This is a genomic window from Cytobacillus pseudoceanisediminis, assembly GCF_023516215.1.
GTDB classification, from domain to species: domain Bacteria; phylum Bacillota; class Bacilli; order Bacillales; family Cytobacillaceae; genus Cytobacillus; species Cytobacillus pseudoceanisediminis.
Genome location: NZ_CP097350.1, coordinates 274,874 through 297,704, shown reverse-complemented (window position 1 = coordinate 297,704; position 22,831 = coordinate 274,874). Strand labels below are relative to the sequence as shown.

The following is a 22,831-nucleotide window of genomic DNA, read 5'->3' as shown; positions in this document are numbered from 1 at the left end:
GAGGTATTTCTAGTATACACAACGAATAGAAAAGAGGTTATTTTTTATTAATCTGGGGGATCTATATGTCATTTGAACAATGCAAAAGTGTTGCTTCTTTAATGAGAGGATTTAATAAAACGTGGTGCATTGCTGGTGGATGGGCGATTGACCTTTTTATTGGTAAAGAAACCAGGAAACATAAAGATATAGAGTTTGCTGTATTTAGAAAAGATCAATTTTATCTAAAAAGTTATCTTATAGAATGGGATTTCAAAAAGGTCATTAATAGTGAACTATATACTTGGGGAAATGAATTTTTAGAATTACCAGTTCACGAAATACACGCTTCAAATAAGATGACTGGAGATGAAATAGAAATTCTTCTAAATGAAACAATGGATGATAATTGGACATTTAGAAGAGATTTAAGGATTTCCTACCCAATTAATTCAATTTTGAGTTATTCTGAAAGCGGAATTCCCTTCCTAAATCCAGAAATAGTACTTCTATATAAGGCAAAAAACACAAGGGAAAAAGATCATCAAGACTTTATGACAATAAAGGATTATCTCGATAATGATCAGAAACAATGGCTTAGTTATACTTTAGAAATGCACCAACCAACACATAAGTGGCTTCAATTTCTTTCCTATTAACTATTCCAACCATATTCCAAGAACAGCTGCTAATTAGGCAGCTTTTTCTTATTTAACAAACGGGGCGGTTTAGTTGAACAGGGAGGATTCCCCATACGTATCATAGAAACTATTCAAGTCCTATTTTATTGAGTTGAAGGGGGATTAGTATGTGGGAGAAAAATTTCGTTCAGACATCTAGAGGGAAATTTGAATACTTTACTCAAGGAAGTGGAGAAGCTCTTTGTATTACCCATTTATATACTGAGTTTAATGAATTAGGTAACTATTTTGCTGATTCTTTCGTAAAGCATTTCAAGGTGTATTTGATCAATTTAAAAGAAGCTGGTAAATCTGACAAAGTTTCTTGTGATGCCGATCTCAGTATAAGTGAAAGTGTCAAAGACTTGGAGGCGATTAGGGAAGCACTAAATTATAAACAATGGAGTTTTGCAGGACATTCAACCGGAGGAATGTTAGGTTTAGTTTATGCTTTAAAGTACCCACATTCTCTTGAGAGGTTATTAGTTGGAGGTGCAGCATCTTCAAGGCGGTATATGGAACACGAAGGAAGTATGTATTGTCCAAAAAGTCCTTTAAATAAACGATTAAAGGAGATTTTCTCAATACTAAAGTCTCCAACCTCAACTAAGGAAGAGAGAAGAGAAGCTAGTAAGGAATGGACAAGTATGTCATTACATAGTCCTGAAAGATGGGATGAATACTTCTCAAAACCAAGTAGTGGGAAAGTTGTGCAAAAGAGATTAAATTACTATTCGTTTAAAGACCTACCCAATTTTGATATCCAAAGCGAGCTGCCAAATGTAATAACCCCCACGATTGTTTTTTGTGGAAAATATGATGCACAATGCCCTTTGGTTTTTTCTGAAGAAATCAACGAAGGTATAAGAAACTCAAGATTATTTATATTTGAAGGAAGTAATCACTCCCCATTTTTAGAGCAGAAAAATAAATTTGATGAAATGGTTTCTGATTTTAAAAGATTGACAGTAAAAAGTAACTCGAGTCAATTGCTTTAGGAGATATAGCATCCACCATCGTTTTTTTCTAAAGTTTGTGAAGAAATGTACTTAAACTAACGGGTGCTTTTCTTTAATACTAATAGCTGATAAACCAGCTCATTTCTTATGTCGTAGAATAATATAATCTTCGATTGCTTAATTTCCTTTCGTATGTAATTAAATATAATTCAGAGATAAACATTATGATAAAATACACTTAAATGTGATTTAAGTTATTATAAGGGGTACAAGAATGAAAAACTATTTAACCTTGCTTTTTGCGATTATCTTTATGGTTGGATGTACGAACACAGAAGATGTATCTGTTACAGAAGAAAAAACAGATTCGCAAGTAACCACAGTTCATACAACCGAAAATAGCAATCAAGAGAAAACTGAGAAAGTAGAAACTACTACAATTGTTGATGAACCAGTAGAAAAGGAAGCTCCAGCCCAACAAAATAATGAACTGTTCCCAGGATACAAATTGATTGAAGTTGATGGTGGAGATTTATCTGGATATCGTCAATCTAACATAGTTGTTGATATTGGCTTTGGAGATCGTAAATATTGGGCGTTTACAAATGAACACGGACAACTAGTGCGTGTCATTGCCGATGAAATTATTCTACAAGATGACAGTACAGAACCTGTATTACCGTCTGGCAGATACTACTCTGATGAGGCAAAAGTTACAGGTGTTGAAAGAGACGATATGGACGAAGGACACATTATCGCAGATTCTATGGGTGGGGTATCGAATGCTTACAATATTACTCCACAAGAAAGCACACTCAACCGTCACGGTGACCAAGCTTATATGGAAGACGCAATTCGTAAAGCGGGTGGAGCTACTGACTTTGAAGCATTAATCACATATCCTAATACGGAAACGCAGATTCCTTCACATTATCAATATACCTATACTTTAAAAGGGAATAAGATTGTTGATAAATTCGACAATGTCAACCCTGATAAAGTAAACGAATCGCTTGGTTTAACAGGTAGCAAACCTTCAAATTCAATTAGCTCAAACAAAAAAGGTGATATTTCTAGTGTCGATACAAATGGCAACGGCCAGGTAACTATTCAAGAAGCAAAAGATGCAGGTTACAGTATGCCAATAATGAGCGATCATTGGTTATACCCGTATATGCGAGATAATGACAATGATGGTATGGTTGGAGAGTAAGCATCTAAACTTTGTGGAAAATATATGAAAGAAGGAACATTTTCCTCTTTAGTTAGTCTATTCTTATTTTAGTCCACTGAAGAAAAAGGCCAAACTCTTCTATGAGTTTGGCCTTTTTAAAATGGTAAGTCATCTTTTATTATTGGTCTAATTTGCTTTACGTCTTCTGTAATATCGTTATTTTCATTCCATGTCACTTTTTCAATTACAGTTTGTCTAAAGCCACTTTCCCTTATTTGAGACTGTATCCATTCATATGCTGTTACTGCCGCTGTAAAAGTAGGATTTTTCTTAAACTCACGATCAAGGACATGAAAAGTACCTCTTCTTAACCCCCTGTTACCTTCAATGTTCAATATTGTTTCAATCACAATTTCCAACGGGTTCATCCTTTTTAGGTTTAATTAAGCTTTTGCTTCAGCCAATTCAACATTTTCTCATCGTTTTTCTTATTCTGTCTTTTATTTTCCCTTTTTATATAGCGCGATAGGGTAGTGTGAGCAATGCCTATTTCCTCAGATGCTTGCCGGATGCTAATATTTAAAAACTCCAAAGCTTCCTTCATTTTTTCAGGAGTTAAAGTAATCGGCTCTTGTGAATCTTTTGCGCTTTGTATAGCCATAGAATGTCCGCTTGGTACTAATTCAATATCTGCTGCACTTTGCGCTATAGATGTTTCGATTAATCTTTTGTTTGTCACTGGTTGCGATGAAAGAATCTTTCTGTTTTCCTTTACAATATAATCAGCCGGCAAAATATGTACATTTAACTTACTCCAGTATTCTTTAACCCAGTTTCGTTTTCCTACCATTTCTTCGTCTAATTCATCTAAATACATCCATTTTTTTATAACACCATCAGCCTGGAGATCATCCAAAGTGTTTTCAAATTTATCCCTCAGTGCAACTCCAGTATAACGGGAGGAGAAGTCCATTTCTTTTAAAAGAGTTCCTACCTTAAATGGCTGCCCAAGCGTGTTCCTAACCGTTCTGATCCTCCATTGGAGGTTTAAATACCTTGTCAGCCGTTTATGAGCTCTTTGGCTGGTATGGCTGTATTTAAAGACCTTTAAATCTAATATACCAAGTGTCTTTTTAGGACCTTCCAGATAAGGAGTTAGAATAGAAGTAGGGCGCACCTGGACAGCATATATTCCTTTAGCTTCTCCTGTGTTCTTATCATAGGCTATACGTATTTTTCCTATTTCAAACATCTTCTGGAAATCCTTAAATTTATACAGCTCGCTATCTTGAAGGCCTTCCGTATTTACAATCTTAATAGTCTGATCACCTAAGGATACCCAAATACTTGAGAGTGCCGCTACTCTTCTCATAATGTTAAAACGGTCTTCTTCCCGGTAATCAAATTCTTTACCAGCAAAACTTCTCTTTTTAATATTTCTTAGTCGCAAAGCATCATTACTATGAAACTCTATGTATCCATCACTCGACTTTGGCTGTGTAAGCCATAAATATGATATCAAATCAAATAAATCCGCGGTCAAGTCATCTAACGAGTTAAGCGTTTCACCCAAGGTTTCTAGCCATACTTGCTGCTCTATCGTTAATTCAGTTTGTAATTCATGCGGCCGCAGCTCAGCAACCCCTTTAACGTTACCTCGATTGTCTATAATTTCAGTCGCTAGATAACCTGCTTCGCCTTCTTTGAAATCATTCTTCTTCGTAACCATATCTCTCATTAGATGAAAATCCATATTCGTGCTGGAAAGGATATAGTCCTTCTCTAGCGCTTCTTCAATTTTATTGTCGTTAAAACTATATTTCACTTCGACTTCAGGAAACTCCTGGTGCAGATGACCTGTTATAAATGCTTTTATCGTGTCACCAGATGAGGAGACAACATCTTTGATCATTTCCTTAGTAATTGGTTTCTGGTGAAAAAATGCTTCTGTAAAAGGGAGATTAACACTCCAAAAGAACGCATATCATCTGTGGGCTTTTGATTTAATATTTCTTCTTTTGTCATTTGATACGCTAAGCTGCTCCACTTTGACAAAACATGAGGGCGATCCATAAAGAGTGATTTAACTTCCTCAAAAAGAACAATTTTCAGAGCTTCATAATTTAGGATTAAATGTTCTGGTATGTCTTCATATTTCATTTTTCTAACCTCCTTAGAAAAAGGGGTGAATTTGTCCTCTTAATAATATCAAAATGCACCAAATAAAAATTAAAAAATCGAGAAATGCACCATTTTACCCGACATGCCTAATCAAAATGCACCACTTTTCAAAAGAAATGCACCACTTTTGATATAACTAACTTATATAAACCCTTATAAATCAAGGGTTTAATAGATATTATATCTCTTTTTCTCTGCGGAGGTTGTAGGGGTTAACAGCCGGCTATATGAATTTATAGCGGAACCTGTATAGAAATAAAAATAAAACGCACCACTAAAAATGCACCATTTGATGGGCATCTAGCGGAACCTGTATGGATTAAAAACCTTGATTTAAAAAGAAAGTTGGTAATTAATATTAAAAAAACCAAATGAAAGTTCAAATACTGAAATCAATTACTGCGACTGCTGCATAACTTAAAATGCACCAATTCAAAGACATTATAGCGGAACCCGTTTAAAAATAATCATTAACATTAGAGTTAAATCCACATTTATCAAAGGTTTATTAATAGTTGTTCATTTATTTTAAATGGTGCATTTTATATCTATTGGTGCATAATCTAGCGGTAATCGTATAAGAAAAAATAAATAACTTTTTCCAAAAGCTTATTATACCAGTGTTTAATCCACTTTTATTTGTGGTGCATTTTCTCTAGAGAGGAACATTTTCCAAATTTCGATTGAGTTATACTTATTTCAACAAATAGAGATTAATAGAATTGTCTTTAGAAAAGCTATATCTTGAGATTAATATGCATTCAGGACAAAGATCTCTTGTTCCTGGTCTTTATTTAAATTTCAGAGAATCAAAACATAAATTAGAAAGGAGCTTGAGCATGAAAAGAGTGAAGATTGACGGTTTCAGAATGCACCAATCTATACTAAAAGAATTTCATTTGTTGCGAGACCAGACGTTTGAACGGCCCCCAGCATCCGCTTATGTTGTCTACCTAACTATGCTCAAGCAACTGGACTTGGAGAAAAACCAAAGAGGTATTCTAAAAGAGTTCAACCTTTCTTACTGGGCCAAAAAACTCCAGATTCCTTATTCTTCTTTGTATTCAGGGAAATTATATTTGGAGAAATATCACTTTGTTAAAGAGGAGATCCAAAATGGAATCTCTGTCTTAGTGTTAAAAGACATTGAAAAGTGCAATAATCCAGGCGTGGAAGGAGGTAAACTAAATTACCTTCTGATTCCTCATTCTCTTTTTGATACAAATATTCTCGCAGAATTGGTTAGGACAGCAAACCCAGAAGCAATTGAGTTAATGTTGTCTTTATTTAACCAGTTCCGTACAGCTATGTCTAAAAGAGAAGACATTGACTTGAAAATGCTTAAACAATCTCGTAACATGTCAACTTTAAAGAAGCAATTAAATAAAAATGCGAAGAAGGTTAGAGAAATTTTAGCTTTGCTGGAACCTTTATTTGATGTTAAATTTGAGGGCCTACAGTTCCGTGGCAATCAGATTTGGGTTAAAAAGGTATGGATTACATTAAAAGAAGATTGTGTTAAAGAACAAAGCAGCGGTGAATTTAAAGTTGATCATCTCATCGCAATGCTTTCCCATGAATTAATATATTTTCTTGATGGTCATAAAATAAAATACAAGCCTCGAGACCAATTTGACATCATGCTATCTTTTAAGCAAGAGGTATATGATAAGGTAAAATTTATTAAAAATAATGAATCCTTTAATCTTGAAAAGTCGATTAAGCGATACTTTATTAGCTGCATAGATAGTATTGGTTCCTACATAACTGAACAAAGTGTGCTTAAATCAACTTTTAGAATACATTCCCTGGGAGCCTTTTTCAGGAAAGCCTTCCGTAAAGATATAAAAACTTTACTTAAGAAGATCCCATATGAATTAATTCACGATGCTAAAGTAGAACAATATCAATTGACTGGAGAAATACCGGAATTCGCAAAATTTGATATCTAAACAGCCTTGTAAAAAATTTACTTGTTACAAGGCTCTTGGCGTTTCAATTTCTCATGTTTAATATTTGAATCAGCTATAAAAAGAGGTTCCATTTATGGAACCTCTTTTTTTATTCCAAACTCCCTTTCGAATATTCACTTGTGGAATACTTAATAATTCAATAATTCTATTGTGAGTTTGTATACATTGTATTAAACAAACTGTTAACTTGTTATTTTCTTTTATTTGCTTCTGTTAAATTCTTAGTTATTTGAATGGCTTCATATAGGTGATATTGTAAAACCCTTGGGGGAGAAGGGGAAAGTGGTTAAATGGTTAAAGGGCTTATTTAATTTGATGTTTTTACTAATTCTGTTGTTCTTATTATTTATATGTCTTTATTATCAAATATGAACTTTTATCATTTAAAAAATGAGCATTAATCAAGTTTACTTGTTATCGAATAATGAATGATCACGAAAATGCAAATAGGAATACAAATAGGCTAAAACCATAAACTTCCAATTATTGGGTTAGACTTTTCTAATCACTTATCAATTATGGTAAAATATGGAAAAAGGTTTTTTTCATTAGAAATTATCTCACTAATTAAGGGAGTAGTGGCTATGAGTACTTCTGAGGCTTACAAAATTGTTTTTTTCGATGTGGATGGGACTATTACAAACTATGAAAATGGAAATATTCCACAGTCCACAATTGAAGCTATAAAAATATTATTAAGCAAAGGATTCAAGGTAGTTGCTGCAACCGGTAGACCATTATCAATGTGTAAAGAATTAAAGTCCATTGGAATAGAGACATTCATAACCGCAAATGGTGGCTATGTTAAGCACGGGAAAGAAATTATCCATAAGGTTCCTATGGAAAAAAATATAATAAAGGAACTTATTGATTTTGCGAAAGAAGAAAATTCCGCCCTATCTTTTTATACTGAAGATTTCAGTATGAATGGAGTAGAGGATAAAGAAATCCTTAATGCGTTAAAAGAAACTTTGTCATTAAATGAATATCCACAAACCAATCCTTTTATTTTTGATCAAGAGGTATTTTTGCTTTGTCTGTTTGCAAATGATGAAACAGTAGAAAGGTATAAAATAAAGTTCCCTGATTTAATATTTAAAAGGTGGCATCCATACGTGTTAAATATTTTAAAGGTCGATGTATCAAAATCTCTAGCTATAATGAAGACTTTACAATTTTTCGGTATAGATAGATCGGAAGCTATCGCATTTGGGGATGGTGAAAATGATATTGACATGTTAGAGCTAGTGGGTCTTGGTATAGCAATGGGAAATGGCAGTGAAAAACTAAAAAATGTTGCTGATTTCGTTACTAAAAAATCTAGCCAAGACGGTATATATTATGCACTAAAAAGATATGGGGTTATTTAGAAAATTTAATATTCCTTTTATAAACATATTTGTCTTTTCATTGACTATCCTAATCTGAATGTTGATTGTAAGTTTATATAGTCTGCTTTACTTCTTATAAATTTTATGTTTATAATTTATCTATAAAGTCCATATATTAAAAAAGAGATCCTGGCTGTCACCAGGACCTCAATGTACAGCAAGCTGCATGAAGTGCAGCGGCCAATCCTGAATAGAAGTAGTCCTACTCACATTTTGGCGATGTGCAGGGTAGGCTACTTCTTTTTGTTTGAAGAAATACCTATAGCGATCACGGCAACGATAAGTGTAGCAAAGCTCATTAAATATACTATTATAATAAGAGGATAATATGTTTAGAATATAACCATCTATCCTCTTTTTTAATACATAATATTCTATTTAACTTAACTAAATTCTAATTGTATATTATGTATAATATGTACAATTGTATTAACACTAATGTAATGCCTCTTTCTTAACGAACTTAAAAAGTATTATAGGAGATGATGTCTTGAGGGTACAAGAAGTTATTTTAGAGGGGAAAGTTAAAAGATATATATTAGTTAATAATGATGGATACCCTGAAGTTGTTGTAATTAGATACCTTAAATTCCTAGATGCTACCAAGAAAGCCCCAAATACACAAAAGAGTTATTGCTACGCATTAAAACACTATTTCACTTTCCTTTACGAAAAAAATTACATTATAAAAGTGTCAGATTAGAAGATTTAAGGGATTTTATCTCCTGGCTGAGAAGTCCCTATATTACCTCACTTAAACCAGCTAAATCAATGAGAAAAGAAAGGTCAATTAATCACACAATAACTGTTGTTACAGGATTTTATGACTACCTCTATCGGAACGAAGAAATAGAAAATGACATGGTTGAAAAATTGTTAAAGCAAGTCTATTTAGGAGGAAAAAAAGATATAAAGATTTTTTTCATCATGTAAACAAAGCTAAACCATCTACCAGAAATATATTAATTCTTAAGGAACCGAAGAAAAAGATAAAAATCTTGTCTAAGGAGGATGTTAAGAACTTATTAGCAGCAACCACAAATATTAGAGATAGGCTTTTAATCCAAGTCCTTTTTGAAACAGGGTTACGTATTGGAGAGGTTCTTTCATTATTTATAGAGGATTTTATTTTCGATCATAAGAATGGCCATAGATTACGTTTAGTAGATCGAGGAGAACTTGAAAATGGGGGTAAGTTGAAAACCGGTGAAAGAGAGATTTATATATCTCAGGAATTAATGGATACATATGATGACTATTTATATGAAGTTTTAGATGAAATTGATATTGATTCGAATTTTTTATTTGTTAAGTTACGAGGTAGGAACACAGGAGAGGCTATGAATTACCAGGATGTATCTTCTTTATTTAAGCGTCTTAACAAGAAAACTGGGTTACAAGTAAATCCACATATGTTTCGCCATACACACGCTACATTATTTTACCTTAAAACCAGAGACATTAAACAGGTCCAAGAACGGTTAGGTCATTCACAAATTCAAACTACTAGTAATTTTTACCTTCATCCATCCGATGAGGAAATAAGAAAGTCATGGGAACAGGCGCAATCAGCTTTTGATATTAATAGAATATGAGAGGCGGTAAAGATTTGAGCAGAAAAAATGTAGATAGTTATTTTCAGCATTCCTTTAGTTTACATGACCAAATTAGAAAGGAATTATCAACTTATAGGGAAAAAACGGTAGAAATAGATGGGTCAGTAACTTATAAGGTCGTAAATGATCCATATTTTTTAGTTAATGACCATTGGGATATAAGGTATATTGGAAATATCAATAACTTTAAGGATCAATTAGAGAGGTACTACTATCGGAAAAATATTATAAGGTTTGAAATTGACAATCCACAAGTTAATATAGAGCTTAAATATCTCTGGTATAAAAGGTTGTTTAAAGATGAATGGTCTCTATCTACAATATATGGAGTTGGTGCGACAAAGTTATACAAACTTACTTCATTCTTAAATGAAAAATTCCCTAATATTGATTCGATCTTGGATATTGACTTTAATAAAGCTAATTTGATGTGGCTAAGTTGGTTAAATGACAATGGCTCCGTATTAACTAGGCAAGGCTCAAATAAGAATGGTGGATATACTAATCAAACTCCTATAGCTGGTTTTTTTGGACTAATTTATAAGAATCTTTGTAAGTATTCAGATTTAAGAGCTGAATGGGAAAAAGACAGGTGGGACATAAGAAAATTAAATGAACTTTATGGTATTAATTATGTTAAAAGTACATCAGCCCACTATATAAATTTTTCTAAGATTATGTCAAACCAGCTTAAAAATATTGTAAAACAGAATACAAAAAGAAGATTGCTTGATAATTATGCTTGGACTAGTGCAATAGGCTATGTAAGACAAGTAACGAGGTTTATCAATTATATACTAGCTGCAGAACCTTCCTGGACAAGTTTTAAATATCTAGAAAGAAAGCATATTGAGAAATATTTGGATTGGTTAAAAAACGAGACCAGAAAAGATAAGAAAATTACTCACTTTGAACATCATATAAATACTAATTTGCATTATATTACTCAATTTCTTGAGGATATTTCTACTTATAATCAAGCAGATTGTCCATTAAAACCAGTTAGTCTTCTTGTTTTTCAGGAGGATAGACCCACACTAAAAAAGAAGCCCATTGATCAAGTAGACTACATTCCTGACTACGTTTTAGAACAGTTATTCAGACACATTAATTCACTTAACAAAGATGCACAGCCTGTAGTATGGGTTGCTTTTAAAACAGGTCTTAGAATCTCAGATGTCTTAGGTTTAACACAAGACTGTTTAATAAAGCTAAACGGAAAATATTATATCGAGACTGATATTGAGAAAACTAATGTAGTAGGTCATCGTATTCCAATAGATGACGAACTGGCTGACATACTTGCAGCTATAATAAATAACTCCATTTTACATAGTAATCAAGATAACAACCCCGAAAAATTAATATTTGTTCGCTATCGAGGTACTAGAAAGGGACGCCCGTATGAACAACAATGGATTGGTGTTAAAATAAATGAGTTGGCTAAATTAAAAAATATTACCGATGAAAATGGGGATTTGTTCCGCTTTAAAACACATCAATTCCGACATACATACGCAGTTAAGATGATAAATAATGGTGTAGATATTATTACTTTACAGGATTTATTAGCTCATGCTTCGCCTGAAATGACGATGCGTTATGCGAAGTTGTTAGATAATACTAAGAGAAAAGTTTTTGAGGAAGCATTGAGACAAGGTGTATTTAGTTTTGACCTAAATGGTGAGGTTCAAGAAATAAAGTCTAACGAAGATATCCCAACTAATATTTTTGAAACATTGTGGCGCGATCATAAGCTGAATGCAATTGATAATCCATATGGTACATGTCATGCACGAATAAATGGAAATTGTCCTTATGCTGAAGAGCCACCATGTCTAACTTGTAACTCAGGAAGTCCATGTAAAGACTTGGCCATCGGCTTTTCGGACTTAGATACTCAAAAATATGAGTTATTAATAAAAACTACAGTAAAAACAATAGATGTATTAGAACACCGTGGAAGGAATGATATCGTTGAAAAAAACAGAAAGAATTTAGAACGTTACCGAGGTATATTAGAAACTATTAAAGCCGGTAACATAATCTTTGGTCGAGTGGATAGAATTAAACGAAAGCAAGGTGAGAGTAATGAGTAATTACGACCGGAAAATACATCTAAAATCTATCCATGCATCAAGAAAAGCACTTACTGAAAAGAAGGTTAATGATGCCTTAAAACGACTCATTAAGATTAAAGGGAATATTAATTTTAATAATGTTGCAAACGAATCAGGGGTTTCTAAAGCCACATTATATAATCACCCAGAGATTCGTGACAGAATTGAAACCTTAAGGCAGCAACAGGCTAATGTACCGACCCCAAAACAGGTGAAACGAGAAATGAATGAAAGCAACAAGGATGCAATTATTGCTTCTTTAAAGAGAAAGAATAAAAAGTTAGAAGATGAAAATCAACAACTCAAAAAGCAATTGAAAATAGCTTATTCAGACGTATATAAAAATTTATAATTCAAAAATACAACATCTTTTTCACTCTCTTTTTCTCATAGCTTGAGTTCAATAAGGGTTGCGAGCAGCCCTTTTTCCTTATTTGATAATGGGGCTTTGTCTAATTAGAGTTTAAGGGGGTTTTTTTAATTTTTTTAAAAGGGGGGATAGTTAAAAACATTATTTCTAGACCCATTCCAATAATAAAACATTATGAAAATCGTCTTTATAAGTCATTGAAGCAATGGTTGATTATTTATGAGTAGCTGCCAAACCAGGTAAAATAAGTTTGAGGTTTTTAGTTGCATTTTGCAAGTTAATTGCATATAATGTGATCAAGAGGTGAAAATATTGGAAAATCTTCGTGGGATGTTTCAAGTAATGACACGCCGATTTGGTTTGCTTAATAAAAATTGCTGCAGTGTTGGTGGATGCGATATTTCCCTCATTCAAAGTCACATTCTATATGAGATAGATAATCAACATAAGCCATCTATGCAGCAAATTGCGGAAACCTTGGGGACTGATATTACTACTTTTAGTCGGCAGGTACAATCATTAGTAAAAATGAACTTAGTAAAGAAAACACCAGACCCAGATGATAAACGGATTAGTATTCTTTCTCTGACTACAGAGGGAAAATATATCGCAACGACAATTGAACAACAAATGAATTCATTTTTAAATGAAGTTTTTTCCCAGATGAATGAGTTTGAAAGAGAGACGGTCATTCGTTCAATTCATTTATTAAATAACGCAATGGCAAAGTCCAGTGTATGTTGCAAACCAATACAGGGGTAATTCCCTTGTACCTAATACTTGCAAAATGCAAATAAACGAAAGGAGGATTCATATGAGTAAAGTTTGGGAGGCTATAGTTATTGGTGGGGGCAGGCTGGTCTTGCATCAGGATATTATTTGGAAAAGGAAGGACTAGATTATTTAATCTTGGAAGCAAATGAGCAAGCTACAGGTTCCTGGCCAAATTATTATGACAGCCTCAAACTATTTTCTCCTGCACGATTTTCATCATTACCTGGGATGAAGTTCCCTGGAGATCCTGATCATTATCCATCAAAAATGGAAGTAATTGATTACTTAATGGATTATAAAAAACACTTTAACCTGTCTGTTATGGCCAATCAGAGGGTCGTATCCGTAAAGAGCAAAGCTCAAGTATTTGAGGTACTAACAGAATCGGGTGAGACATTCCATGCTCGGACTATTATCAACGCAACTGGTTCTTTTAATAATCCATTTATACCTTTTATTAAAGGGCAAGAGACTTTTCAAGGACGTATTATTCATTCATCAGATTATAGAAATCCGGACCCTTTTATAAATCATAGAGTGCTTGTTGTGGGAAGTAGGAATTCGGCAGTGCAGATTGCTATTGAGTTGGCAGAGGTAAGTAAAACAACACTAGCTGTACGAAAGCCGGTTCAATTAATAAGACAAAGATTTTTGGGGCAGGATCTGCACTTTTGGATAAGGGCTATTGGGATAGATACATTCCCTTTCTGGCGATTTGGCAAAAAGCCACTGATTTCGAGTTCAGTAGCCAATCTTAATAATTACGAAGAACGATTGGCATCTGGGAAACCTAATCAACAACCCATGTTTATTTCCTTTTATGACAATGGGGTAATTTGGCCAGACGGAAAAAAGAACAAGTAGACACTGTCATTTATGCTACAGGTTTCCGTTATAACCTTGATTACTTAAGCGATCTAGGTGCCCTCGATAACGAGGGGAAACCCATGGAAATCGCTGGGATAAGCACCTCGGTGCCAGGACTATATTATGTGGGGCTAGAAGGACAGCGGTCATTTGCTTCTGCAACATTAAGAGGGGTTGGTCCTGATTCACGGTTTATCGTTAGAAAGCTACGGCGACATTTGAAAAATAATAGGTATTAAAAGATTAAACAAGTGTTTTATTGTTTTTCTCAAAAAAAGTCATATATACAGTAATACTAATACTGATTTATCAATTATCTAATTAAAAGAAAAGAGGAGATTAAAATGACGAAGGCAAATAATATTCTAATCAGTGGAAACGAATGCTGCGGTACAAATGTTAGCTTATCAACTCAAAGTATTACGTTAAATAATGAAACAAGTAAACTACCTGTTGCGGTTATAGGAGGTGGGCCTGTAGGCTTGGCAGCTGCAGCCCATTTAGCAAAAAATAGGATTCCCTTTATCCTTATAGAAGCTGGTTCACAAATAGGTGCAAATATTTTAACTTGGGGCCATGTACGCTTATTCTCACCTTGGCAATACAATGTTGATAAAGTTGCTAAGGACTTATTGAATGCCAGTGGTTGGATTCATCCGGGATTAGAAAGTTTGCCGACTGGGCAGGAGCTGGTGGAACAGTATTTGCAGCCATTGGCTATGGTACCTGAAATTAAACCATTCGTTCATCTCAATACTAAAGTTTTATCGATTGGCAGAAAAGATATGGATAAAATGAAAACAGCAAATCGGGAAAGTGTCCCATTTATCATCCATACTGAAAGTAATACAGAGTACAAAACATTTGAAGCCAAGGCAGTGATAGATGCTACGGGGACATGGGGAAACCCCAACCCTGTCGTCTCAAGTGGTGTATGGCTCACTGAAGAAAAATCTCTCAAGGAAAAAATATTCTATGGAATACCAGATATTCTTGGGAAGGAACAGCAACGTTATGCAAATAAACGAATAGCTGTTGTTGGAGGTGGCCATTCAGCCATAAACGCTTTATTGGATTTAGCCAAATTGAAAGAATCCTATCCTGAAACGGAGATCATATGGATTATGAGAAGGCAGCGTGTTGAGGATGCCTATGGCGGTGAAGAGAAGGATGCTCTTGAAGCTCGCGGCCTTCTCGGAAGCAGGATTCACAATCTGGTAGATAATCAGCAAGTGAAGGTCATTACTCCATTCCGAATCCAATTGGTCAAAAAGATAGAAGAGGGAATCGAGTTAATAGGCAGCCAAAATGGCAAGCAGAGAAGCCTTGAGGGGATCGACGAAATGATTGTTAATACAGGAAGCCGTCCGGATTTTTTAATCATAAATGAACTGCGTACCTCCATCGATTCTGCAACTGAGAGTGTAAAAGCTTTAGCACCGTTAATCGATCCAAATATTCATAGCTGCGGAACTGTTCGTCCTCATGGAGAGAAGGAATTAAGACAGCCTGAGAAAGATTTTTATATTGTAGGTGCAAAAAGCTATGGGCGTGCTCCAACCTTCTTAATGGCAACAGGATATGAACAAGTTAGGTCAGTTGTGGCTTATTTAAGTGGTGACTTGGCAGCTGCTGAAAAAGTGGAGTTAGACTTACCAGAAACAGGTGTCTGCAGCGTCAATCTTAATAGTAAAACTTCCTCCTGTGACGAACCTGCGTCTTCTTGCTGCAATTAATAATAATCTTATTAAAGGGGAAGCCTGCGCTTCCCCTAAAAACGAATCTAAAGGTGATGCAAATGACAATTAATCATGCCGGAACGCTCAAAAAAGAATATTTTATTTCTTATATGAATTTAATTATGAATGCTTTTGGATGTTCACTTGACGAAGCTAAAGAAAGAACCTTCGAACGGCTGTTTCGCTTAAAGGAAAATGACATGGGTCAGGAAACCTTTACACAATTTCTCTTGGCTTATCAAGAATTAATGACCCAATCTAATGATTAAAGAATTTATTATATCTTCCGAGAGGATGAACCATGGTGACTATTAAAGATAAAATGTCTTCAAATCCTATTATAATAGTCGCCTTAGTCACAGCTTTAAGTCTCTTAGGAGATTCCATGCTGTACATTGCCTTGCCTATCTATTGGGAAACTGCAGGCATTGAATCAATTTGGCAAGTTGGTGTGCTACTTTCTATAAATCGCTTCATAAGATTGCCTTTTAATCCTTTGGTTGGTTGGATGTATAAACGTATTTCATTGAAGACTGGACTGATAATAGCTGTTCTATTAGGCGGATTTACTACGATAGGTTATGGTGTTTTTGAAGGTTTTATCGCCTGGGTAATCCTGCGTGCAGTATGGGGGATTGCTTGGTCATTTTTTCGAATCGGCGGATTATCGGTTGTTGCCCTATATTCTGATAACAATAAGCGGGGAAGTTCCATGGGGCTATATAATGGACTCTACCGAACAGGAAGTCTAGTGGGTATGCTGATTGGCGGTTTGTTAGTTCCGATCATTGGCTTAAGCACGGTTTCAGTTGGGTTTGGTATTTTGACCCTATTGGGCCTCCCTTTAATTTTGAAATCTAATTTTACTCAGGATAATGAGACTTCTGAAGAGAAAGGTGACATCAATAAAAGTAAGCCTTTCATTGGCAAGACAGGGTATAAAGTATCCATCATCGTTTCAGGTTTTCTCATTGCTATGTTATATCAAGGAATACTAACATCCACTCTGAGTCCCATGATTGAACATTTTTACGGAGAGCATATTTCAATATTGAGTGTGGTTATTAGTGTAACGTTATTATCAGGCATAATCCAAGCAGTTAGATGGGCTTGGGAGCCTTTCCTGGGAAGGACTGTTGGGCAATGGTCTGATGGCTCTCGAGGAAGGTTGCCAATTTTTATTGTTTCCTTAATTTTTGCAGGGGTTGTCTTTGGAATGATATCTATTAGACTTCCGTTAGGAATATGGATAGTCATTACTCTTTTAGTGATGGCTGGAGCTACAATTTTAACTACCCTACTGGACACGATTGCACTGGACACAGCAAAGACTGCAAACGTGGTTTCTTTCCTTACCATATACTCCATCTCTCAAGATGTAGGGGCTGCTTTAGGACCAGCACTTAGTTTCATTTTAATACAGTTAGAGGCTGGTTTTAACTTTATATATTGGGGTGGTGCAGTAACACTCCTTATTTTGGCTATTATATGGTCAGTTTTAGCAAAAAGGTTAAATACATTAATCAATAGCCATAATAAAGGGTTTAACAAAGCTTATTAAAGGTCGTATTGTATATATACTTGAAAACAAGATTAATCGGGACGAGTGGAGGAACTTTAATGATAAGTGAAGCAGTTGTTCGCGGAGCCAGGGAGTCAGATTTAAAAGCTATACTGGCTATATATAATCAAGGAATAGAAGATCGGATTGCAACGTTAGAAACAGAGATAAAAGATTCTTCATATATGAAAGAATGGTTCAAGCATCATAAAGATAGATTTAGTGTAGTGGTTGCAGAAGAGGGAAGAAACATAATTGGCTGGGCATCCTTAAATCCATATAACAATCGTAGTGCATATAATGGGGTTGCAGATATCTCAGTTTATATCTCCAGGGAATCCAGAGGCAAAGGCGTAGGAGGAAAACTTCTTTCCACTTTGGAAGCCAAAGCTAGAGAAAATAACTTTCACAAATTAGTTTTATTTACTTTCCCTTTTAACGGATTAGGGCAAGGGCTTTATAAAAAAATGGGTTTTCGAGAAGTGGGTATTTTTCAAAACCAAGGTGTTTTAGATGGAAAATTTGTTGATGTAATGGCAATGGAAAAACTTCTTTAATTTATAATGGCAATTTGTTAATAAAAGATGCAGCAAATATTTTAAGGGGTTCCCTTTAAGGGGTTTTACCTAAAATAACAAGGAAAATAATAGCAGAGCATTTCGTAATTGGCGAGGTGGTCTTTTTGTTGATAGGTAGTCTATTGTTAAATACGTTTATATAAAACCCCACTAATTTTAGTAGGAAAAGATTGTGCAAGGTTTATGTACACATCTTATAATCCGATTTTTATTGCAACTATCGATGTTAAAATGGAGTAGATTTTTAACTGAAAATGAGTTTAAATTTCAAAATTGATTTCCTATAGAGGTACAATTAATAAAAAGGAGTGATAATTGTGGTAATTCAAGAAAACATGTCCTCAAAGGCAATTGTTGAAGTCTGGGAACAAACAACAGATACTTTTAACAAATACAACATCCCGATCTCTGATGAAACATTGGAGACATTAGTAAACGAGTCTACTCTTTCTGTAATCCTGAAGGAATTAAACGCTGTTGTAGGTAGTTCAAGTGCAACTTGTATAGATGGTGGCTGACAAATGCCTTCTAAAAAGGAGTAGGCTACTTCTTAAACCAATATTGAATATTAAAAGAGCATCGACAGGGATGCTCTTTTTTTGCTGAAATTACAACTGTGTTACCCGATATTTTCCTTGCTAAAATTGTTGTTAAATTGGGTGTTTTTTTATTAAAACTCCCCTAAAGAGAACCTGATACTAATTTCAGGCGGTTTTTAAAAAGACATATAAAATTAAGGTGATCCTTTACGTAAAAGTATATTTGGTACTAAACGAATATAAATTAGTTCACCTGCAAGTTCAACAATTGTTTGAGTCACAATTATTGCTGCTACTAATGTGCTTAAATTATCTGGTAAGGCTAAAGCAAGAGGAAGAACTACAAGTGAATTACGTGTTGTTCCACTAAAAATGAGTGCACGCCCTGAACCAATATCAAGCTTGAACCACTTTGCGATAATCCTAGAAATGATAGGCATAATAATCATAAAAGCAATATATATAGGAATTACACTAATAATTAGGTCAATATATGTTGATAATTTACCTATTTGAGACGATACAACAACAAAAAGAGTAAGAGCCATGAATGGAACGGGAAGCCATGCTGATTTATCTATTATTTTATTTCCAACAAGTGATTTTTTTGCATATATCTGTAGGACAATAGCAAGTCCTAAAGGGATAACGATAAGACCAAAAAATGATTCAAGGAATGGACCTGGGTTTACTATTTCTGCTGCATCATCTCCAATAAACAATAGTAAATACAAAGGTAGTAGTAGCATTTGAGTTATGAAGAGAATAGGCGTAGAAATAAGAATAAGCTTTTCATTACCACGCCCTAGAGCTGTAAAAACAATCACATAATCAATACAAGGTGTAAGTAAAACTAAATAAACCCCTAGTAATAACGGTGGATATTCGGGTAATAACTTTGATAGAAGCCACACCACAATAGGAACTGCAATATAGTTAACCGTTAATAAAGCCCAAATAAAACGACGATTAGCAAACGACTCTTTTAAAGAAGTAAAAGGAATCTGCGAAAACATGCTATACATTAAAATAGCAATGACTAAAGAAATTGTTGCATCTAATTGTGATCCGAAATCAGGAACTATTAATCCAAATCCAGCTGCTATCATTAGTACAATGACATATAGCCAAACTTGATTGTTTTCTAATTGTTCTCTAGAAATCATGATTTGGTTGCTCCTTTTTATTGTCTCCTAAACAAACTTTCTGCATTGTTGTTAATAAGAGGCTTATGTAATAAGTGATAGTTAAGAAAATATTTAATTTGGACAGGAACTTTTACTTAATATTATCATAATTATTATTTGGTTTATTCTAAAAACCCCTAAACCGACAAGGTTTAGAGGGAGAGGATTAAGGTAAGTGAAATTCTTTTTTTAGTAGATTTTTGACTTCTTTACTTCCTGTTAGTTCTAATCTTATCGAGTCTGCTTCTCCACTTACATAAAGTGAGAACCTAATAAATGGACAGCATCGATTCTCATAAGAAATCCATTCAGCAATTCTTAATAGCAACGACGATTGATTGGGATAAATAAAAGTATATCCAAAAGGAATTTCCTCAACTGAGCGATTTTCGGTCAACTCTCTTCGTAGCTCAACATAATGATTCCTTTCTTCTGCATTATAGGATCCAATATTGCAAACTACATTTGATAACCTTTTGCAACAATTACATTCAGCCATATTATTAAGACCTCCATTATGAAATTATCTATGCTTACATGATCCTGAATTATAATTACATCCTGTATTTGTACTACACGCACCGATCTTTTAAAATATAAAAACAGCTAAGGACAAAGCGGTTAGTAAGAATCCCTAATTCGAAAAAAACCAAACCGATTCCTAATACCCCAGTTAATCCAACTAAAAGGAAAGGGAACGCACAACAAAGTGCACATAACTCAATGATCCCAAAGCCTGCAAATATATTTTCAAAGAAACTCCACCTTTAATATTTGTTTAAAGTGTAATACTTAAAGTAAACTTTAAGTCAAGAGGTGATATTTAGATGGGTTCTTTTTTCAATTGGAGAGTTAGCAAAAAAAGCTAATGTTAGTCCTTCTGCTATTCGTTTTTATGAATCAATAGGAATAATGCCAATACCTACAAGGGTAAGTGGACAGAGACGCTATACAATAGATGTTTTGCACCAACTAAAGTTTATAAAAACTGCTCAGTTAGCAGGTTTTAGTATTCAAGAAATAACCGTACTTTTGGAGGGATTCGATAGCAAGGATACTCCATCTGAAAGGTGGGAACAAATGGCGTTTACCAAGTGTGTTGATTTAGAAAAACAAAAGAAGCATATTGAAGAAATGTTAGAAGTTTTAAATAATGGTTTAAAGTGCAAATGTCAAACCTGGTCAGAATGTTTCACTAAGGTTAATTCAAACGCTACTTGTAGTTAAAAAAATTTAATAACTTTATTATAACCCCGTCATAAAATTATAACGGGGTTATGCACGTTTAAGGTTTAAAATTAAATAACTGTATTGGAACTTTATAGCCCTTTGTTTACTAATCAGTTAGAGGGTCACCACTAATAATTTAACTTAAAAAAGCAAACTATAAGTAAAGGTTTTGCAAATAAGAAAAAAGCATTTACTTATATAAGTGAATTATTATATACTGATATCGAAAGTCGGAGGTGAACACAGGATGAAAGTTTCTACAGTTGAAATCGATAAAGCAGCAACCATCTTAAAATTATTAGGCGATAAGACACGACTAACTATGGTGAAAATTCTAGACAACAACGATTGTTGCGTATGTGAATTTGTGGAGATATTTAAAATGAGCCAGCCTGCCATCAGCCAGCATATTCGGAAGTTAAAAGATGCAGGCGTGGTAAGGGAAGCCAGGAGAGGTCAATGGATTATTTATTCACTGAATAAGGACAGTGACTACTATCCAATGGTGCATAACCTGCTGGATCACCTTCCAAGCCAGGATTATAAACTAACAGAACTGGAAGAACAGGGACTAAGAATTTCTTGTGAGTAAGAGGGGGTATCACATTGACTCAAATTGTATTAGCATCGGTGATATTTTTGATCACCCTCATATTAGTAATATGGCAGCCTAAAGGTTTATCAATCGGATGGTCTGCCTGTGGAGGCGCTATTCTTGCCTTACTTGTGGGAGTAGTTGACTTCAATGATGTGATAGATGTTACATCGATTGTCTGGAATGCAACGCTTGCTTTCATTGCCATCATTATCATTTCACTTATTTTAGATGAGATTGGATTTTTGAATGGGCAGCTCTCCATATGGCAAGAGCTGCAAAAGGAAACGGAGTAAGGATGTTCGTGTATGTTTCCATATTGGGAGCTTTGGTTGCGGCATTCTTCGCGAATGATGGAGCAGCATTGATTCTGACGCCAATTGTTCTTGCGATGGTAAGAAACTTGAAATTTGAAGAAAAAATGGTTTTTCCATTTATCATTGCGAGCGGATTTATTGCCGATACGACATCACTGCCTTTGGTTGTCAGCAACCTTGTTAATATCGTTTCGGCTGACTTTTTTGGAATCGGGTTTGTGGAATTTGCATCCAGAATGATTATTCCAAACTTCTTTTCACTAGCAGCAAGCATCACCGTCTTATACTTATACTTTAGAAAAAGCATACCGAAGAATTATGATTTATCACATTTGAAAAAACCAGCTGAGGCGGTTCGTGACAGCAAAATGTTCCGTTTGTCCTGGCTTGTGTTAGGAATCCTATTAATCGGCTATTTTGCAAGTGAATTTATTGGCGTTCCAGTTTCCATTATTGCAGGAATTGTAGCGATTTTCTTCCTGCTAATGGCGCGCAGAAGCCCAGCAGTTAATACGCGTACCGTTATCAAAGGCGCACCTTGGGCCATTGTGTTCTTCTCCATCGGAATGTATGTAGTGGTTTACGGGCTGAGAAACGTAGGTCTTACTAATGTGTTGGCTGATTTAATTCAAATGACAGCTGACCAGGGATTATTTGCGGCAACCATCGGTATGGGATTCATTGCGGCCATTCTTTCATCTGTGATGAATAATATGCCAACCGTTATGATTGACGCACTGGCTATTGCTGACACCAATACTAGCGGTGTGATCCGAGAAGCACTCATTTATGCGAATGTCATTGGATCTGATTTAGGTCCGAAGATTACACCGATTGGTTCCCTTGCAACCTTACTATGGCTTCATGTGTTGTCTTTAAAGGGAGTTAAAATCTCCTGGGGTACTTACTTTAAAACTGGCATTATATTAACCATTCCAACATTGTTCATTACATTGGTTGGTCTATATATTTGGTTACTGATCATTTAAAAAAACTTACCT

The 22,831-nt window shown here is 34.7% G+C and carries 20 protein-coding genes and 3 pseudogenes; 18 read left to right on the top strand and 5 right to left on the bottom strand.

Annotated elements, in window-relative coordinates:
• Positions 1-65: 65 nt before the first annotated feature.
• From M5V91_RS29960 to M5V91_RS29950, 3 genes are all read left to right on the top strand, one after another.
• Positions 66-638, top strand: coding sequence for a nucleotidyltransferase domain-containing protein (locus tag M5V91_RS29960; RefSeq protein ID WP_019381048.1), 573 nt, complete (start codon positions 66-68; stop codon positions 636-638).
• 149 nt (positions 639-787) lie between these two features.
• Positions 788-1,657 carry an alpha/beta fold hydrolase gene (locus M5V91_RS29955; protein ID WP_019381047.1) on the top strand — a complete coding sequence of 290 codons (870 nt, stop codon included), beginning with the start codon at positions 788-790 and terminating at the stop codon, positions 1,655-1,657.
• Positions 1,658-1,892: 235 nt separating this feature from the next.
• Positions 1,893-2,831 (top strand): DNA/RNA non-specific endonuclease, encoded by a 939-nt coding sequence (locus M5V91_RS29950; RefSeq protein ID WP_019381046.1) that lies wholly within the window; start codon positions 1,893-1,895, stop codon positions 2,829-2,831.
• Positions 2,832-2,947: 116 nt separating this feature from the next.
• Here the strand turns inward: M5V91_RS29950 and M5V91_RS29945 are convergent, their stop codons facing one another.
• From M5V91_RS29945 to M5V91_RS29935, 3 genes are read right to left on the bottom strand one after another with little or no spacing between them, the layout of a single operon-like run.
• Positions 2,948-3,220: a hypothetical protein gene (locus M5V91_RS29945; protein ID WP_251265171.1), complete on the bottom strand. Its 273-nt coding sequence runs from the start codon at positions 3,218-3,220 to the stop codon at positions 2,948-2,950.
• Between the two features lie 11 nt (positions 3,221-3,231).
• A complete protein-coding gene (locus M5V91_RS29940) occupies positions 3,232-4,704 on the bottom strand; it encodes a helix-turn-helix domain-containing protein (protein WP_284522340.1) in 1,473 nt (490 codons plus the stop codon).
• Positions 4,701-4,952, bottom strand: coding sequence for a hypothetical protein (locus M5V91_RS29935; RefSeq protein ID WP_284522339.1), 252 nt, complete (start codon positions 4,950-4,952; stop codon positions 4,701-4,703). Before M5V91_RS29935 ends, M5V91_RS29940 begins: the two co-directional genes overlap by 4 nt.
• 860 nt (positions 4,953-5,812) lie before the next feature.
• Here M5V91_RS29935 and M5V91_RS29930 point away from each other — a divergent pair.
• The 12 genes and pseudogenes from M5V91_RS29930 to M5V91_RS29875 all read left to right on the top strand — a co-directional run bounded on the left by M5V91_RS29930 (position 5,813) and on the right by M5V91_RS29875 (position 18,480).
• A complete protein-coding gene (locus M5V91_RS29930) occupies positions 5,813-6,925 on the top strand; it encodes a hypothetical protein (protein ID WP_251265170.1) in 1,113 nt (370 codons plus the stop codon).
• A 605-nt stretch (positions 6,926-7,530) separates the two neighbouring features.
• The gene (locus M5V91_RS29925; protein WP_019381042.1) at positions 7,531-8,316 is read left to right on the top strand and encodes a Cof-type HAD-IIB family hydrolase; all 786 of its coding nucleotides are present in this window, start codon (positions 7,531-7,533) and stop codon (positions 8,314-8,316) included.
• Positions 8,317-8,827: 511 nt separating this feature from the next.
• Positions 8,828-9,932: pseudogene (locus M5V91_RS29920) on the top strand (tyrosine-type recombinase/integrase).
• A gap of 14 nt (positions 9,933-9,946) precedes the next feature.
• Complete coding sequence (locus tag M5V91_RS29915) at positions 9,947-12,052, top strand: site-specific integrase (RefSeq protein WP_019381040.1); 2,106 nt, start codon at positions 9,947-9,949, stop codon at positions 12,050-12,052.
• On the top strand, positions 12,045-12,425 hold the full coding sequence (locus M5V91_RS29910; protein ID WP_019381039.1) for a DUF6262 family protein: 381 nt from the start codon (positions 12,045-12,047) through the stop codon (positions 12,423-12,425). The genes M5V91_RS29915 and M5V91_RS29910 overlap by 8 nt, the downstream gene beginning before the upstream one ends.
• A gap of 330 nt (positions 12,426-12,755) precedes the next feature.
• Entirely contained in the window at positions 12,756-13,205 is a 450-nt protein-coding gene (locus M5V91_RS29905) for a MarR family winged helix-turn-helix transcriptional regulator (protein WP_019381038.1), read from the top strand.
• A 52-nt stretch (positions 13,206-13,257) separates the two neighbouring features.
• Positions 13,258-14,323, top strand: a pseudogene (locus tag M5V91_RS29900) (NAD(P)-binding domain-containing protein).
• A 105-nt stretch (positions 14,324-14,428) separates the two neighbouring features.
• Positions 14,429-15,820, top strand: coding sequence for an NAD(P)-binding domain-containing protein (locus M5V91_RS29895; protein WP_019381036.1), 1,392 nt, complete (start codon positions 14,429-14,431; stop codon positions 15,818-15,820).
• Between the two features lie 62 nt (positions 15,821-15,882).
• Positions 15,883-16,092: a hypothetical protein gene (locus M5V91_RS29890; RefSeq protein WP_019381035.1), complete on the top strand. Its 210-nt coding sequence runs from the start codon at positions 15,883-15,885 to the stop codon at positions 16,090-16,092.
• Positions 16,093-16,124: 32 nt separating this feature from the next.
• Positions 16,125-17,384, top strand: coding sequence for an MFS transporter (locus tag M5V91_RS29885; RefSeq protein WP_019381034.1), 1,260 nt, complete (start codon positions 16,125-16,127; stop codon positions 17,382-17,384).
• Between the two features lie 59 nt (positions 17,385-17,443).
• Entirely contained in the window at positions 17,444-17,941 is a 498-nt protein-coding gene (locus tag M5V91_RS29880; protein WP_019381033.1) for an arsinothricin resistance N-acetyltransferase ArsN1 family A, read from the top strand.
• 338 nt (positions 17,942-18,279) lie between these two features.
• Positions 18,280-18,480 (top strand): hypothetical protein, encoded by a 201-nt coding sequence (locus M5V91_RS29875; protein ID WP_019381032.1) that lies wholly within the window; start codon positions 18,280-18,282, stop codon positions 18,478-18,480.
• A 215-nt stretch (positions 18,481-18,695) separates the two neighbouring features.
• On the opposite strand, the gene M5V91_RS29870 is transcribed toward M5V91_RS29875, so the two are convergent.
• Together M5V91_RS29870 and M5V91_RS29865 are read right to left on the bottom strand one after the other, a co-directional pair.
• On the bottom strand, positions 18,696-19,667 hold the full coding sequence (locus M5V91_RS29870; protein ID WP_019381031.1) for an arsenic resistance protein: 972 nt from the start codon (positions 19,665-19,667) through the stop codon (positions 18,696-18,698).
• A 187-nt stretch (positions 19,668-19,854) separates the two neighbouring features.
• Positions 19,855-20,187, bottom strand: coding sequence for a hypothetical protein (locus M5V91_RS29865; protein ID WP_019381030.1), 333 nt, complete (start codon positions 20,185-20,187; stop codon positions 19,855-19,857).
• Between the two features lie 317 nt (positions 20,188-20,504).
• Between M5V91_RS29865 and M5V91_RS29860 the strand changes: the two genes are divergently transcribed.
• The 3 genes and pseudogenes from M5V91_RS29860 to M5V91_RS29850 all read left to right on the top strand — a co-directional run bounded on the left by M5V91_RS29860 (position 20,505) and on the right by M5V91_RS29850 (position 22,819).
• Positions 20,505-20,915 carry a MerR family transcriptional regulator gene (locus tag M5V91_RS29860; protein WP_284522338.1) on the top strand — a complete coding sequence of 137 codons (411 nt, stop codon included), beginning with the start codon at positions 20,505-20,507 and terminating at the stop codon, positions 20,913-20,915.
• Positions 20,916-21,165: 250 nt separating this feature from the next.
• Entirely contained in the window at positions 21,166-21,510 is a 345-nt protein-coding gene (locus tag M5V91_RS29855; protein ID WP_019381028.1) for an ArsR/SmtB family transcription factor, read from the top strand.
• Positions 21,511-21,524: 14 nt separating this feature from the next.
• Positions 21,525-22,819: pseudogene (locus M5V91_RS29850) on the top strand (arsenic transporter).
• The last annotated feature ends 12 nt before the right edge of the window (positions 22,820-22,831 follow it).

Excerpts from the sequence above, each read along its gene's own strand:
- M5V91_RS29960 (WP_019381048.1), top strand. The coding sequence starts at position 66 with ATGTCATTTGAACAATGCAAAAGTGTTGCTTCTTTAATGAGAGGATTT.
- M5V91_RS29955 (WP_019381047.1), top strand. The coding sequence starts at position 788 with ATGTGGGAGAAAAATTTCGTTCAGACATCTAGAGGGAAATTTGAATAC.
- M5V91_RS29950 (WP_019381046.1), top strand. The coding sequence starts at position 1,893 with ATGAAAAACTATTTAACCTTGCTTTTTGCGATTATCTTTATGGTTGGA.
- M5V91_RS29945 (WP_251265171.1), bottom strand. The coding sequence starts at position 3,220 with ATGAACCCGTTGGAAATTGTGATTGAAACAATATTGAACATTGAAGGT.
- M5V91_RS29940 (WP_284522340.1), bottom strand. The coding sequence starts at position 4,704 with ATGATCAAAGATGTTGTCTCCTCATCTGGTGACACGATAAAAGCATTT.
- M5V91_RS29935 (WP_284522339.1), bottom strand. The coding sequence starts at position 4,952 with ATGAAATATGAAGACATACCAGAACATTTAATCCTAAATTATGAAGCT.
- M5V91_RS29930 (WP_251265170.1), top strand. The coding sequence starts at position 5,813 with ATGAAAAGAGTGAAGATTGACGGTTTCAGAATGCACCAATCTATACTA.
- M5V91_RS29925 (WP_019381042.1), top strand. The coding sequence starts at position 7,531 with ATGAGTACTTCTGAGGCTTACAAAATTGTTTTTTTCGATGTGGATGGG.
- M5V91_RS29910 (WP_019381039.1), top strand. The coding sequence starts at position 12,045 with ATGAGTAATTACGACCGGAAAATACATCTAAAATCTATCCATGCATCA.
- M5V91_RS29895 (WP_019381036.1), top strand. The coding sequence starts at position 14,429 with ATGACGAAGGCAAATAATATTCTAATCAGTGGAAACGAATGCTGCGGT.
- M5V91_RS29890 (WP_019381035.1), top strand. The coding sequence starts at position 15,883 with ATGACAATTAATCATGCCGGAACGCTCAAAAAAGAATATTTTATTTCT.
- M5V91_RS29885 (WP_019381034.1), top strand. The coding sequence starts at position 16,125 with ATGGTGACTATTAAAGATAAAATGTCTTCAAATCCTATTATAATAGTC.
- M5V91_RS29880 (WP_019381033.1), top strand. The coding sequence starts at position 17,444 with ATGATAAGTGAAGCAGTTGTTCGCGGAGCCAGGGAGTCAGATTTAAAA.
- M5V91_RS29870 (WP_019381031.1), bottom strand. The coding sequence starts at position 19,667 with ATGATTTCTAGAGAACAATTAGAAAACAATCAAGTTTGGCTATATGTC.
- M5V91_RS29865 (WP_019381030.1), bottom strand. The coding sequence starts at position 20,187 with ATGGCTGAATGTAATTGTTGCAAAAGGTTATCAAATGTAGTTTGCAAT.
- M5V91_RS29855 (WP_019381028.1), top strand. The coding sequence starts at position 21,166 with ATGAAAGTTTCTACAGTTGAAATCGATAAAGCAGCAACCATCTTAAAA.